The sequence below is a fragment of the Lysobacter sp. H21R4 genome (genome assembly GCF_015277535.1).
In the GTDB taxonomy this organism is placed as follows: Bacteria; Pseudomonadota; Gammaproteobacteria; order Xanthomonadales; family Xanthomonadaceae; genus Novilysobacter; species Novilysobacter ciconiae.
The window spans coordinates 756059-770440 of record NZ_CP063772.1 but is presented as its reverse complement, the minus strand read 5'-3'; the positions used below and the strand labels follow the sequence as shown (position 1 = coordinate 770440).

14 protein-coding genes are annotated in these 14382 nt (G+C 68.6%); all 14 read left to right on the top strand.

Features of this window, described 5'->3' with window-relative positions; translation table 11 throughout:
* Window positions 1-3: 3 nt before the first annotated feature.
* Window positions 4-2058, top strand: coding sequence for a flagellar biosynthesis protein FlhA (gene flhA, locus INQ40_RS03440; protein WP_194342396.1), 2055 nt, complete (start codon window positions 4-6; stop codon window positions 2056-2058).
* Window positions 2059-2099: 41 nt separating this feature from the next.
* Window positions 2100-3872: a flagellar biosynthesis protein FlhF gene (flhF, locus tag INQ40_RS03435; protein WP_194341834.1), complete on the top strand. Its 1773-nt coding sequence runs from the start codon at window positions 2100-2102 to the stop codon at window positions 3870-3872.
* Entirely contained in the window at window positions 3859-4740 is an 882-nt protein-coding gene (locus tag INQ40_RS03430) for a MinD/ParA family protein (RefSeq protein WP_194341813.1), read from the top strand. Before flhF ends, INQ40_RS03430 begins: the two co-directional genes overlap by 14 nt.
* Window positions 4737-5486: an RNA polymerase sigma factor FliA gene (locus INQ40_RS03425; protein ID WP_193986235.1), complete on the top strand. Its 750-nt coding sequence runs from the start codon at window positions 4737-4739 to the stop codon at window positions 5484-5486. Before INQ40_RS03430 ends, INQ40_RS03425 begins: the two co-directional genes overlap by 4 nt.
* A gap of 63 nt (window positions 5487-5549) precedes the next feature.
* Window positions 5550-5942: a chemotaxis response regulator CheY gene (locus tag INQ40_RS03420; RefSeq protein ID WP_194341811.1), complete on the top strand. Its 393-nt coding sequence runs from the start codon at window positions 5550-5552 to the stop codon at window positions 5940-5942.
* The gene (locus INQ40_RS03415) at window positions 5939-6541 is read left to right on the top strand and encodes a protein phosphatase CheZ (RefSeq protein ID WP_194341809.1); all 603 of its coding nucleotides are present in this window, start codon (window positions 5939-5941) and stop codon (window positions 6539-6541) included. The genes INQ40_RS03420 and INQ40_RS03415 overlap by 4 nt, the downstream gene beginning before the upstream one ends.
* 40 nt (window positions 6542-6581) lie before the next feature.
* Entirely contained in the window at window positions 6582-8372 is a 1791-nt protein-coding gene (locus tag INQ40_RS03410) for a chemotaxis protein CheA (protein ID WP_194342395.1), read from the top strand.
* Between the two features lie 15 nt (window positions 8373-8387).
* Window positions 8388-9128 (top strand): flagellar motor protein, encoded by a 741-nt coding sequence (locus INQ40_RS03405; RefSeq protein WP_193986232.1) that lies wholly within the window; start codon window positions 8388-8390, stop codon window positions 9126-9128.
* Window position 9129: 1 nt separating this feature from the next.
* Entirely contained in the window at window positions 9130-10134 is a 1005-nt protein-coding gene (gene motD / locus INQ40_RS03400; RefSeq protein ID WP_193986231.1) for a flagellar motor protein MotD, read from the top strand.
* A gap of 1 nt (window position 10135) precedes the next feature.
* A complete protein-coding gene (locus tag INQ40_RS03395; RefSeq protein ID WP_194341807.1) occupies window positions 10136-10906 on the top strand; it encodes a ParA family protein in 771 nt (256 codons plus the stop codon).
* Window positions 10903-11568: a chemotaxis protein CheW gene (locus INQ40_RS03390; protein ID WP_194341805.1), complete on the top strand. Its 666-nt coding sequence runs from the start codon at window positions 10903-10905 to the stop codon at window positions 11566-11568. The genes INQ40_RS03395 and INQ40_RS03390 overlap by 4 nt, the downstream gene beginning before the upstream one ends.
* 94 nt (window positions 11569-11662) lie before the next feature.
* Entirely contained in the window at window positions 11663-11980 is a 318-nt protein-coding gene (locus INQ40_RS03385; RefSeq protein WP_193986228.1) for an STAS domain-containing protein, read from the top strand.
* Window positions 11977-12342, top strand: a complete 366-nt coding sequence (locus INQ40_RS03380) for a response regulator (RefSeq protein ID WP_193986227.1) — start codon at window positions 11977-11979, stop codon at window positions 12340-12342. The genes INQ40_RS03385 and INQ40_RS03380 overlap by 4 nt, the downstream gene beginning before the upstream one ends.
* 4 nt (window positions 12343-12346) lie before the next feature.
* The gene (locus tag INQ40_RS03375) at window positions 12347-14359 is read left to right on the top strand and encodes a chemotaxis protein CheW (protein ID WP_194341803.1); all 2013 of its coding nucleotides are present in this window, start codon (window positions 12347-12349) and stop codon (window positions 14357-14359) included.
* Window positions 14360-14382 lie beyond the last annotated feature (23 nt).

Below are 14382 nucleotides of genomic sequence, written 5' to 3'. Positions count from 1 at the left end.
CAGATGGCGCGCTCGCTGCGCAACGGCGCCGCCGCCCCGGTGGTGGTGCTGGCGATGCTGGCGATGGTGGTGGTGCCGCTGTCGCCGCTGGTGCTGGACGCGCTTTTCACGATCAACATCGCCCTGTCGCTGGTCGTGCTGCTGGCGGTGGTGTACGTCAAGCGCCCGCTGGAGTTCTCGGTGTTTCCCTCGGTGCTGCTGATGGTGACCCTGTTGCGGCTGGCACTGAACGTGGCTTCCACGCGCGTGGTCCTGCTGCACGGCCACGAGGGTTCGGGCGCGGCCGGCAACGTGATCGAGTCCTTCGGCAACTTCGTCATCGGTGGCAGCTACGCGGTCGGCATCATCGTTTTCGCGATCCTGACCATCGTCAACTTCATCGTGGTGACCAAGGGCTCCGGCCGCATCGCCGAGGTGTCGGCGCGCTTCATCCTGGACGCGATGCCCGGCAAGCAGATGGCGATCGATGCCGACCTCAACGCCGGCCTGCTGAGCCGTGAGGACGCCAAGGCCCGGCGCCAGGAAGTCGCCGAGGAGGCGGACTTCTACGGTTCGATGGACGGCGCCAGCAAGTTCGTGCGCGGCGATGCGATCGCCGGCCTGCTGATCCTGGTGATCAACCTCATCGGCGGGATCCTGATCGGGGTCCTCCAGCACGGCATGCCGTTTTCCACCGCGGCCGAGGTGTACGCGCTGTTGACCATCGGCGACGGCCTGGTCGCCCAGTTGCCGGCACTGCTCGTATCCACGGCGGTGGCCATGCTGGTGACCCGGGCGACGCGCGAGCAGGACATGGGTCCGGCGGTGTCCAAGCAGGTGTTCGGGCACAAGCGCGCGCTGATCGTGGCGGCCCTGTTGCTGGGGCTGATCGGTGTGGTCCCGGGGATGCCCAACCTGCCCTTCCTGGTCCTGTCCGCGACGATCGGCTACGCGGCCTGGCAACTGCACAAGCGCGAGCTGGCAGCGGATGCATCGCCCTCCGGGGATGACGTTGCAGGTGCCGGCGCGGGGAGTGCGCAGCAGGCGATGGCCGAGTTGAGCTGGGACGAGGTCCGTCCCGTCGAGCCACTGGGCCTGGAGGTGGGCTACAAGCTCATCGCCCTGGTCGACAAGACCCAGGGTGGCGAGCTGCTGGCGCGATTGAAGGGCATCCGCCGCAAGCTGACCCAGGACCTGGGCTTCCTGATCCCCGCCGTGCACGTCCGCGACAACCTGGAGCTGGCGCCGGGGCAGTACCGGATCCTCGTCCACGGCGTGCCGATGGCCAGCGGCGAGCTGCACCCCGACCGCGACCTCGCGCTCGATCCGGGCCAGGTGTTCGGCCCGCTGGACGGCATTCCCGGCAAGGACCCGGCGTTCGGACTGGACGCGGTGTGGATCCCGCCGTCGCAGCGCGCGCATGCCGAATCGCTGGGCTACACGGTGGTGGACGCCTCCACCGTGGTCGCCACCCACCTCTCCCACGTCGTGCGCGAGCGCGCCTCCGAGCTGCTGGGCCATGACGAGGTGCAGCAGTTGCTGGCAAGTGTCGGCAAGGTGACACCCAAACTCGTCGAGGATTTGACGCCAAAGCTGCTGCCGTTGTCGGTGGTGGTGCGCGTACTGCAATCGCTGTTGCTGGAGAAGGTGCCACTGCGACAGATGCGCCAGATCGTCGAGGCGCTGCTGGAGCACGGCGCGCACACGCAGGATCCGGCGACGCTCACCGCGGCGGTGCGCAATGCACTGGGGCGTTTCATCGTCCAGGAATTGAACGGCCTCAAGCCCGAGCTCCCCGTCTACACCCTCGACCCGGCTCTGGAACGGGTTTTGCAGGAGTCAGTCAGCGGCGCAGGTAGCGCGCTGGAACCGGGATTGGCCGAGCGATTGCACCAGAACCTCAGCGATTGCGTCAGCCAGCAGGAAGGGCGCGGTGAACCGGCGGTGCTGCTGGTACCGGGTGGCATCCGGGCAACCATCGCCCGCCTGGTGCGCCACAGCGTACCGGCACTGTCGGTACTGGCCTACAGCGAAGTGCCCGAAGACAAGCGTTTGCGGTTGGTGGGGTCGATCGGCTGAAGAGCCGGACTTTGGAATAACGGGATCAGGGAAACACCGTCATGAGAATCAAGCGTTTCATCGCCGCCGACATGCGCACTGCCCTAGGCATGGTCCGCGCCGAGCACGGTCCCGAGGCCGTGATCCTCTCCACCCGGCCCACCGCGGATGGCATCGAAGTGGTCGCCGCCACCGACTACGACGAGGCCTTGGTGAACCAGGCGCTGCGGGCGGCCACGCCCGGTCTGGCTCCGGCCGGCGAAGGCGTGTCGGCTGCCGGTTACCTGCTCAAGGAAGCGCCGGTGGTCACCGACCCACCCACTGAAATCCCGGCGGCTGCCAGTAACGACGCCCCACCGCGCGACAGCTTCGCCCGCCGTGCGCGCGCCGTGTTCGGCATCGGCGACGCTGCGGCGCCTGCAGCAAGCCGAAAGGCGGGCGCCGATGCGACCCTGGCCGAGCTGACCGCAGGTTTCCCGACCGCCGCCGCCGCCGCCGTTACGCCGACCGCCCCCCGTGCGGCTGCCCGCCCGCTCGCCCCGGCACCGGCGCACTTCCAGGCCATGATGGCGGCGATGGTGGACACCGCGAACGCGGCATCGGTGGTTGCCGATAGCCCGCGGGACGCCGCACCCGAGCCCACTGTGGCGCCGACGCGGATTGCCGAGACTCAGAGTGCCGCCGCCCACGCGCCGCGCCCGTCCGAGCACGTTGACTCCGCGTCGGCCGGGTTCGCCCCCCCCGCCGCCGGGATCGCCGCAGAGCCCGCGCCGTCATCGCCGGATCACCCGACTCCGCCCGCAGACGAGGCGGTGCCTGCTGTAGCCGTCGCTGCTGCTAAGGAAGCCCTCGGCCCCGACGCCGCTCCGGCGTCGGAACCCGCGACTGCCACGCCCGCCGCGCCCGTGCTGCAGGCGGTGCCGGACCCCGATCCGGATATCTCCGCCATGCGCGAGGAACTGACCTCGATGCGGCGGATGATCGAGCGCGAGATGGGCCAGTTCACCACCGAGCGGCTGCGGGGCTCACCGGCGCGCGCAGCCGCCTACGACATCCTGCTGGGCTACGGCTGCGACGAGTCGCTCGCCCAGTCCGTGGTTGCCAAGCTCAACCCCGCGTTGCCGCCGGACCAGGTACGCGCACCGATGCTGGCCGAGCTGGCGCGGATGCTCACCGTGCTGCGCAGCGAACCGATCGACGAGGGTGGCGTGATCGCCCTGATCGGCCCGACCGGCGCGGGCAAGACCACCACGGTGGCCAAGCTGGCCGCCCGTTTCGCCGCCCGCCACCGCGCCCGCGACGTGGCCATGGTCACCACCGATACGGAACGCCTGGGCGCGATCGAGCAACTGCATGCGCACGGTCGTCGGATGGGCATCACGGTGTGCGAAGCGCGCGGCGCGGAAAGCCTCACCCAGACGCTGGAACAGCTGCAGGACTACCCGCTCGTGCTGGTGGATACCGCCGGCTACGGCAGCCGCGACCGCGCCCTGCTGGGGCAGATCACCTGGCTGCGGGCAACGCGCCAGCTGCGCAGCCTGCTGGTGATGCCGGCCAACGCCCATCCGCACGACCTCAATGAGCTGGTCCGCCGCTACCGCATCGCCAGCCCGGAAGCCGTGGTGCTGACCAAGACCGACGAGACCGGACGCCTCGGCGCGGCCCTGTCGGTGGCCGTGCGCAATGGCCTCAGCCTGGCGTACACGACCCACGGGCAACTGGTTCCGGGCGACCTGCAGGCGGCCAACGCATCCAATCTCGTCCTCCAGCTGGAGAAACTCCGACGTGCGGCCGATAACCCCTTTGTCACCGAGGACGAACATGCCAACGCCTGACCTCCATTGCGCCGTCGACCTGGCGAGCCCCCCGGCCGCCGCACCGGTTCCGCCGGTGCGCGTCATCGCCGTTGCCAGCGGCAAGGGCGGGGTCGGCAAGACCAGCGTGTCGGTCAACCTGGCCATGGCGATGGTCAATGCCGGCCAGCGCACGCTGTTGCTGGACACCGACCTGAGCCTGGCCAACGTGGACGTCATGCTGGGCCTGTCGCCACGCTTCACGCTCGCCGACGTGTTCGCCGGTCGCTGCGAGCTCCAGGACACCTTGCTGGAGGGCCCGGGTGGATTGCTGGTCGTCCCGGCCGCGTCGGGCAAGCGCCACATGACCGAGCTGTTGCCCCAGCAGCACGTCGGCCTGGTGCACGCCTTCAGCCAGCTCGACGTCCCGATCGACACGATGGTGATCGACAGCGCGGCGGGCATTGCCGACGGGGTGCTGACCTTCTGCCAGGCCGCCCAGGACGTGATCGTGGTGGTCTGTGACGAACCCGCCTCGGTGACGGACGCCTACGCGCTCATCAAGGTGCTCAACCGCGACCGCGGTGTCAGCCGCATCCAGGTGCTCGCCAACCAGGTGCAGAGCGCGGCGGAAGGCCGGCAGTTGTTCGGAAAGCTCGAGCGGGTCGCGTCCCGCTTCCTGGACGTCACCCTCAACTACCTGGGCGCCATTCCGCGTGACGAGTGGCTGCGCCGGGCGATCCAGCGCCAGGAATCGGTCATGGAGGCGTTCCCGTCCAGCCCGTCGGCCGTGGCATTTCGCGATATCGCCCGCCGGGCCAGCCAATGGCAGTCCCCACCGGGTCCACGCGGCCACGTGGAGTTCTACATGGAGCGCCTGATCACGCCTACCCGGAGTGCCGTCGCATGAGCCTTGCCGCAGCCGCCTATCGCGCTTCCATGCCGCGCCACGATGCTGCCGAAGTGGTCGAGCGCCACGGCGAACTGGTACGCCGGATCGCCCACCACCTGGCCGCGCGCCTGCCCTCCAGCGTCGAGGTCGATGACCTCATCCAGGCCGGCATGCTCGGCCTTCTGGATGCCGCCCGCAATTTCCAGGACGACCAGGGCGCGGCCTTCGAGACCTACGCCTCGATCCGCATCCGTGGCTCGATGATCGATGAGATCCGGCGTGGCGATTGGGTGCCGCGCTCGGTGCACCGCCGCTACCGCAATGTCGTTGCCGCCACGCGACGCGTCGAGCAGCTCACCGGTCGCTCGGCCACGACCCAGGAGGTCGCCGCCCAGCTGGAGGTCAGCCTGGAGGACTACCACCGGATGCTGGAGGAGGCCTCGCGCGGGCAGCTGATCAGCCTGGACGCACACACCGAGGAATACGACGGCGAGCCCCGCGTCGCGGCAAGCGGGGCCACGCCGGCCAGCGCGTTCGACTACAGCGAGTTCCGCGAATCGCTGGGCGGCGCCATCGGCGAACTGCCCGAGCGCGAACAGCTGGTGCTCTCGCTGTACTACGAGCAGGAGCTGAACATGCGCGAGATCGGCGCGGTGCTGTCGGTCAGCGAATCGCGCGTCTGCCAGATCCACGGCCAGGCGATGCTCCGCCTGCGCGCACGCCTGGGCGACTGGCGCGAGACCGCGCTGGATGCCGACGACTGATCCAGAACCCGCCTGCCACCCGGGACCACCGCCCGCCTTGCACACGTCAACCAACGAGTACCCATGAACAAGAACATCCGCATCCTGATCGTCGACGACTTTTCCACGATGCGTCGCATCGTCAAGAACCTGCTCAACGACCTCGGGTTCACCAACACCACCGAGGCCGACGACGGCACCACCGCGCTGGTCGAACTGAACAAGGCCAGCTTCGACCTGGTGATCACCGACTGGAACATGCCCGGGATGCCCGGCATCGACCTGCTGCGCGCCATCCGCGCCAATCCGACAATGGCGAAGACCCCCGTGCTGATGGTGACCGCCGAGGCCAAGCGCGAGCAGATCATCGAAGCCGCGCAGGCAGGGGTGAACGGCTACGTCATCAAGCCCTTCACCGCTGCGACCCTGGGCGACAAGCTGGGCAAGGTCTTTGAGCGCGTGGGAGCCAGTGCGTGACCGACCACGACCGCGAGGTGATCATCCAGCGCCTGCACGCAGCACTGTGGGCGCTGGAAAACGATGACCATGCCGGATGGCGCGCCAACGTCGATGCGCTGATCGAGTGGCGCACGCAGCCCTTCGTGCAGGGGCTGGCGCGGCTGGCGCGCGAGTTGGAACAGGCCCTGGGCGAACCCGGCGGGAACGCGCCGAACGCGGCATCGCTTCCCGATGCCTGTGCACGCCTGGAGCATGTGGTCACCCTGACCGAGCAGGCCAGCATGCGCTCGCTCGACCTGGTCGACGAGTGCGGGGAGTTGCTTCGCCAGTTGCCCGTATCGGGTGATGCGGCCGCCGGCGAGGCCGTTGCGGGCATCCGCTCGCGGCTGTCCGAGCTTACCGCCGCGCAGGGCTATCAGGACCTCACCGGGCAGATCATCCTGCGCGTGGTTGCGCTGGTGCGTGCGGTCCACATCGGACTGGGCGAGGTAACCGCCGAAGCGGACCGCCCGCTGCAGATCTGCAACCGCGGTTTCGGCCCCGCGGTGCGCGGCGTGGATCCCGAACCCGTCAGCCAGGACGATGCCAACTCGCTGTTGACGTCGCTGGGCCTGTAGGACCGTGGACGTGGCCTCGGACATTTGCGCCGACTTCCTGATGGAGGCGCGCGAGATCGTCGACCAGCTCGGCGAGCAGATGGTCGCGCTGGAGCACGCGCCCAACGACCGGGAATGCCTGAACGCCGTGTTCCGCGGTTTCCACACCATCAAGGGCGGCGCGGGATTCCTGGATTTCCCCGGCATGGTCGCGGTCTGCCACGCGGTGGAAGACCGCTTCGATCTGGCACGCAACGGCGCGATGCCGATGGACTCGACCGCCTTCGACGGTGCGCAGCAGGCACTGGACCTGCTGGTGGACATGCTGGACTGCATCGCCGCCGGTGATGCGCTGCCCGATCCGCCCGCCGCGCTCATCGACAGCATGCGCGTGCAGGCGGCTCCGATCGCGGGAGAGCCGGTGACTGCGGCCGCCGGCGCAGGCGATGACCTGGACGATCTGGATTTCGAGGCGTTGCTGGACAGCCTGCACGGCAGCGGTGGCATCCCCGGCATCACGGCGACCGCGGAAGGTCTCAGCGGACACGAACCGCCGGTGCCGCCGACGCCGTCGCCAACGCCGGCGGTCACTCCATCTCCCCCGGCGCCCGCGCCGGCCGCGCCTGCGAACCCGCGCAAGGCGCAGACGCCTGCCGCGCACGATGAGCCGACCGTCCGCGTGGACGTGCGGCGGCTGGACGCCATGGTCAACCTGGTCGGCGAACTGGTGCTCGCGCGCAACCGGCTCAAGACCCTGCGCCCGCGCCTGCACGACGAGGAACTCGATCGTGCGGTCGGGGCGCTGGATGGCGCCACCTCGCGCCTGCAGTCGGCGGTGATGATGGCGCGCATGCAGCCGGTGGGACGCGTGTTCGCGCGCTTCCCCAAGCTGGCCCGGGATGTGGCCCGGCAACTCCAGAAAAACGTCGAACTGGTCGTCGTCGGCGCGGAAACCGAGCTGGACCGGAACCTGGTGGAAGCCCTGGCCGATCCGCTGGTGCACCTGGTGCGCAATGCGATCGACCACGGCATCGAATCACCGCAGACCCGGCGCGAGACCGGCAAGCCCGAACAGGGACAGGTCCGCCTGTCCGCGCAGCAGGAAGGCGACCACGTCGTCATCGAGGTGCGCGATGACGGCGCCGGGATCGACCCGGACCGGATCCGCGACATAGCGGTACGCAAGGGACTGATCGACGCCGATGCCGCCGCGCGGCTGCCGTCCGATGAGTGCCTGCAACTGCTCTTCCTGCCGGGCTTTTCGACCCGCGCGGAAGTCAGTGACCTCTCCGGCCGCGGGGTGGGCATGGACGTGGTGCAGTCGCGCATTCGCGAACTGTCGGGCCAGGTCCAGATCCAGTCCGAGCCCGGCCACGGCTCGCGGTTCGTGATCCGGGTGCCGCTGACCCTGGCGATCCTGCCCACGCTGCTGGTGGAGATCGAGGCGGACGTCTACGCCTTGCCGCTGGTGCGCGTGGTGGAGGTGCTCGCGCACCTGCCCGGCACGCCCATGTCGATCGACGGCCAGGACGTGATCGACCTGCGCCGCGAACCCCTGCCGTTGCTGGACATGCGCCAGTGGCTGGGGCTGGCGAGCGCGCCGTTGGCCCTGGGCGAGCGCACGGTGGTCGTGCTGCAGACCGGCGAGCAGCGTTTCTGCCTCGCGGTGGACCGCGTGCGCGGCCGCGAGGAGGTGGTGATCAAGGCGCTTCCGCGCACCGTTCGCGGGCTGCCCGGCTACGCCGGCGCGAGCCTGATCGGCGACGGACGCATGTCCTTGATCCTGGACGTCGATGCGCTGTACCGGACCGGCGTGCGTGGCTCGCGCCGGCTCAAGCAATCCCTGTCGTGACCGTTAACTGAAGCCATGGACAAACTCAGCGTCATAGGCACCGTACTCGCCCTGGTCGCACTGATCGGCGGCAGCATCCTGAAGGGTGCCGGTCTTGCCGGTCTGTGGTCGCCGGCGGCGTTCGTGGTGGTGATCGTCGGCACCATGGCGGCCATCCTGGTGCAGACGCCGATGGAGACCTTCATGCGGGCGATGAAGATCGTGCGCTGGGTGTTCCGTCCGCCCTCGCACGACCGGCCCGCGCTGATCGCGAAGATCGTGGAGTGGAGCACCACTGCCCGACGCCAGGGACTGCTGGGACTGGAGCCGGAGGTCGCAGTCCAGGACGACGCCTTCGTGCGCAAGGGCCTGCAGATGGTGGTCGATGGCCTGGAGCCCGAGTCCATCCGGCAGATGCTGGAAATCGAGTTGCACGGTCAGTCGCAACGCGACCTGGCCGCGGCCAAGGTGTTTGAAGGCATGGGCATCTACGCGCCCACCCTCGGCATCGTCGGCGCGGTGCTGGGTTTGATCGCGGTCATGAAGAACCTGGCCGACCCGAGCAAGCTCGGCTCCGGCATCGCCGCGGCTTTCACCGCGACCATCTATGGCATCGGCACCGCCAACCTCGCGCTGTTGCCGGCAGCGAGCAAGTTGAAGGGCCTCATCAACCAGCAGGCGGAAGAGCGCGAGATGGTGATCGAGGGCTTGATCGCGATTGCCCAGGGCGAGAACCCGCGCAACATCGAAACCCGCCTGAACGGCTTCGTGCACTGACATGGCCAGGCGCGTCCAGCACGAGGAGCACCAGAACCACGAGGCGTGGGCGATTCCCTACGCCGACCTGATGACCCTGTTGCTGGCGTTCTTCGTGGTGATGTACGCGATCTCCTCGCTCAACGAGGGCAAGTACCGCGTGCTGGCCGACTCGCTGTCGTCCGCCTTTGGCGGGCCGCCACGCACCATCAGCCCCATCCAGCTGGGCAAGACCCAGCTGCGCGGGTCGGCCTTTGACCGTCCGTCCATCCAGACCGCCGCCTCCAAGGCCGGCCCGGCGGCGGCGACGCCGATCAACTCGCCGCGCATGTTGCAGGTGCTGGACATGCCCACCTTTGGCCATCCCCAACGCAGCACCGAGGCGTCCCCGGCGGCGGCTGCGGCCATCCTGGAGATCGAGAACCGCAACCAGGGCGAGCTGCACCAGCTGGGACAGCGTATCCAGGAGGCACTCGCGGAACTGGTGCAGAAGAAACTGGTGACGGTGCGCCGCGGACCCGCCTTCCTTGAGGTGGAGATCCAGAGCGACATCCTGTTTGCCAGCGGCGTGGCAAAGCCCAGCCCGGTCGCGGTGGAGACGGTCCGCAAGCTGGCCGTCATCCTGCGCGACGAGCCCAACGCGGTTCGGGTGGAAGGCTATACCGACGACATGCCGATCGCGACCGCCCGCTTCCCGTCCAACTGGGAGCTGTCCGCTGCCCGCGCCGGCAGCGTCGTCCACGAGATGATCGCGGCCGGCGTGCAGGCGGCGCGGCTGGCGATCGTCGGCTACGGCGAGCACCAGCCCGTGGGCGACAACGCGACCTTCGAAGGGCGCAACGCGAACCGGCGCGTGTTGCTGGTGATCCTCGCATCGCCGCAGGGTCCCGACGCGATCACCGCGCCATTGCCACCGGCCGTGGCTGCGACCGACGTGCGTGCTGGCAGCGCGAGCGCCGTGGCACAGGGTGCGCGCGCGACCGCAACGGCGCCAGAGCGTGCCCCATCCAACTCCGGAGCCGGCTGACATGCAGATCTGGGCGATTGCCAACCAGAAAGGTGGCGTGGGCAAAACCACCACCTCGCTGTGCCTGGCGCGCGGCCTGGCCGTCATGGGCCATCGCGTGCTGCTGATGGACCTGGATCCGCACGCCTCGCTGACACGGGCCTTCGGCATTCCCGCCGATCCTGCCCCCGCCGGGACCCACGACGTGTTCTCCAATGCGAGCGTGGAGCTGACGACACTGTCGCGCCAAACCGAGATCGACGGCCTGCTGATGGTCGCCGCGCAACCGGCGCTGGCAACACTGGAGCGCCGTGGCGCGACCCAGCCCGGGCTCGGACTATCGCTGAGCCGCGCGCTGCATACGGCGCAGGACCATTACGACTACGCGCTGCTGGACTGCCCGCCAACGCTGGGCCTGCTGATGGTGAATGCCCTGGCAGCGGCGGACCGGTTGATCGTGCCCACCCAGACCGATCCGCTCGCGATGCACGGGCTGACCGACATGCTGCGCACCGCCGACATGGTCGAGCGCTCGCGTCGGCGCCCGCTGCCCCGCCATATCCTTCCCACGCTCTACGACCGGCGCACGCGGGCCGGCGTGAACACGCTGGACCAGTTGCAGGAGCGCTTTAGGGGCGTGGTCTGGCCCAAGGCCGTTCCGATGGACACGCGCTTGCGCGATGCCATGGCCTTGACCACGGCCACTGCGCCCACCGGGCGTGGCGCGGATGCCTACCACAGCGCTTTGAACTGGCTGCTCAATGCCATTCCCGCACAGCAGAAAGCGGCATGAACGCCCAGACGGTCGACGACTACCTGGACGAACTGCTCGCCTCGCCAATGTGCGACGCGGTGGCCCCGGCCGACGCCGCGCAAAAGCAGGCGGCAACCATTTTCCACCGTGCGGACACGGTGGACCCGGTCACACGCGACCTGCCTGCCCCCGCACCACTTCCCACAAAGCAGGCGGCGGCACCCGCGCCGGCTGCCACGTCCGCCAGCACAAAGCAGGACCAACATCCCGCAGCCCGCCCGGCCTCGAACGCGTCCGGCAACCGCTGGCTCCGTGCCGCGCTGGGCAAGGACCGTTACGCGTTCGAACTGTTGCGCGTGCAGGAAGTCGTGCGCGTCAGCCCGATCATCGCGCTGCGCGGTACGGCCGCCGCGATGCTGGGATTGATGAACCTGCGCGGCCGGGTGGTACCGGTGTTCGATCTCGCGCGCTGGCTCGGGACCGGCAAGGTCGAGCCCGACGAACATGCCCGCATCATCGTCGTGGAGCGTAATGACGAGCTGATCGGAGTGCTGGTGTCCGCCGTCGACGACGTGGTGACCCTGTCGCGCGAGCACATCGAGCCGCCGCTGGCCGGAACCGACGCCGGGGGCATGGTGGGCATCGCACGGATGGGCGCGCTGCCGACCGTTCTGCTGGACGCCGACGTCCTGTTCAATTGACGGCACCGCCCGGCCGGCACCACGCGCTCGCACCGCCCTAAAGCTTCCCCATACGGTGCCGTTAAAGCTCTTGACCGTTTCGGCAGCCATCCTGATGAATGAACTATCGCTACAGCCTGACCTGGGCATCGAGCACGTCGCCGACCTGCGTTCCTCGCTGGCAACGCAGTTCGAAAATGCCGAACCCGTCGTCCTGACCGGCGACCGGGTCGCGCGCGTCCATACCGCCGGGTTGCAGCTCCTGCACGCGTTCGTCCGCGACCGCGCCCTGGCGGGACGCATCACCACCATCACCCTGCCCTCTGCGGCCCTGATCGACGCCGCGAATGTGCTGGCATTGGCCGAAGGCCTGGGCCTGGCATCGCAACCCGCCGGATTTGACGGACCAGAGAACAACGGAGATTCCGTATGAGCGCCAATTTGTTGATCGTCGACGACTCCACCTCCATGCGGCAGATGGTCGCCTTCGCGCTGTCGTCGGGTGGCTACACCGTGCGCGAGGCGGAGGACGGGCAGGCGGCGCTGGAAATCGCCCGCACCACGCGCTTTGACGCGGTGGTCACCGACGTCAACATGCCGCGGATGGACGGCATCGAGCTGATCCGTCAGCTGCGCCAGCTGCCCGACTACAAGTTCACGCCGCTGCTGATGTTGACCACCGAATCGGGTGGCGACAAGAAACAGGAAGGTCGATCCGCCGGCGCGACCGGCTGGCTGGTCAAGCCGTTCGACCCTGAGCAACTGCTCGCAACAATCCGCAAGGTCCTCGCCTGACACCATGGACATCACCCAGTTCCACGCTGCGTTTTTCGAGGAAAGCCGGGAAGGACTGCAGGCCATGGAAGCAGGCTTGCTGCGCCTGGAAAGCGACCTGGGCGCAGATGCCGGCAGCGCGACGGATGCGGGTGACACGATCAACACGATCTTCCGCGCAGCGCACTCGATCAAGGGCGGCGCGGCGACCTTCGGCTTTGGCAACGTCACCGACCTGACCCATCTGCTGGAGACGCTTCTTGACGAGGCGCGCGCAGGCCACCGCCGGCTTGACCCCGGCGCGATCGACGCGCTGCTCGAATCGGTGGACGTGCTGCGTGGCCTTCTGGCCGTCGCCGAGCACGGCGGCGAAGTCGACCGGCCGGCGATGGAGCGTGCCCACGCCGGGCTGAACCGCCTGCTCGCGGTCAATGCCCCCGATGCGGCCAGCGTCGTCGCTGAAGCGGATGCCGGCGATGACCCCGGCCACTGGCGCATCGGCTTTCGTCCGGACACCTCGTTGTTCATGACCGGCAACGATCCGCTGCGCATCCTGCGCGAGCTGGCCACTCATGGCGAACTGGCGACCACTTGCGTCGATGAGCGCTTGCCCGCCTTCGACGCGCTCGACCCCTTCGAGGCCCACCTGGCCTGGGACCTAATGCTTCCCGGCAGCGTTCCGCGCGCCGCGATCGATGAGGCGTTCGCCTGGGTGGAGGATCAATGCGAGCTGACCATCCAGGCCGTCCAGGCCGCGGGGCCAACGGCCGTGCGGGACACCGCGGCCTCAGCGATCGCCAATGATGGGCCGTCGACTTCCGCCAATGGCCTGCCTGCATCGACGCGCGGCGCGAACGCGGACGCCGACAGCTCGATCCGTGTCGCGGTCGCCAAGGTGGACGCACTGATCAACCTGGTCGGCGAGCTGGTCATCACCCAGGCGATGCTGCGACAGCGCTCCGAGCACCTGGACCCGGTCGCCAACGAGACGCTGCTGACCGGCCTGGGGCAGCTGGACCGCAACACCCGCGACCTGCAGGAGGCGGTGATGAGCGTGCGCATGCTGCCGGTTGAGTTCGCTTTCAGCCGCTTCCCGCGCATGGTCCGCGACCTGGCCTCGCGGCTGGACAAGAAGGTCCGCCTGCGCACGTTCGGTGAGGCGACCGAGCTGGACAAGGGCATGATCGAGAAGATCGTCGACCCGCTCGTCCACCTGATGCGCAATGCGATCGACCATGGTTTGGAGTCGGCCGCCGAACGTCGCGTCGCGGGCAAGGACGAGACCGGCACGATCACCATGAACGCCTCCCACCAGGGCGGCCACATCATGATCGAGGTCAGCGACGACGGCCGCGGGATGGATCGCGATCGCATCATGCAAAAGGCGGTCGAGCGCAACCTGCCGCTGCCGGAAAATCCGACCGACGCGCAGATCTGGGACCTGGTGTTCCATCCCGGATTTTCCACCGCCGACGCGTTGTCCGACCTGTCGGGCCGCGGGGTCGGCATGGACGTGGTCAAGAGCAACATCCTGGCGCTGGGCGGACAGGTCGAGATCCGCAGCGAGCGCAAGCTTGGCACCACCGTATCGATCCGCCTGCCGCTGACACTCGCGATCCTGGACGGCATGTCGGTCGCGGTCGGCGACGAGGTCTTCATCCTCCCGCTCAACATGGTCATCGAGTCGCTGCAGCCGCAGGCGCACGAAATCCGCACCATTGCCGGCGACACCCGGGTCCTGCATGTACGCGACGACTACCTGCCGCTGATCAACCTGCGCCAGCAGTACCGTCTGCCTGCCGACACCGTCACCGCCACCGCGCCGATTGCGGTCGTGGTGGAAAGCGGTGGCCGCCGCCTGGCGCTGGAAGTGGACGAATTGCTCGGCCAACAGCAGGTGGTCGTGAAGAACCTGGAAACCAACTACCGCCGCATCCCCGGCATCTCCGGCGCGACCATCCTGGGTGACGGGCGCGTCGCGCTGATCATCGACGCCGGCGGTATCGCCACGGCCACGCCGTTGTCCGCCGCCGCCTGAGCCCGCCCCAATCCACCGCCATC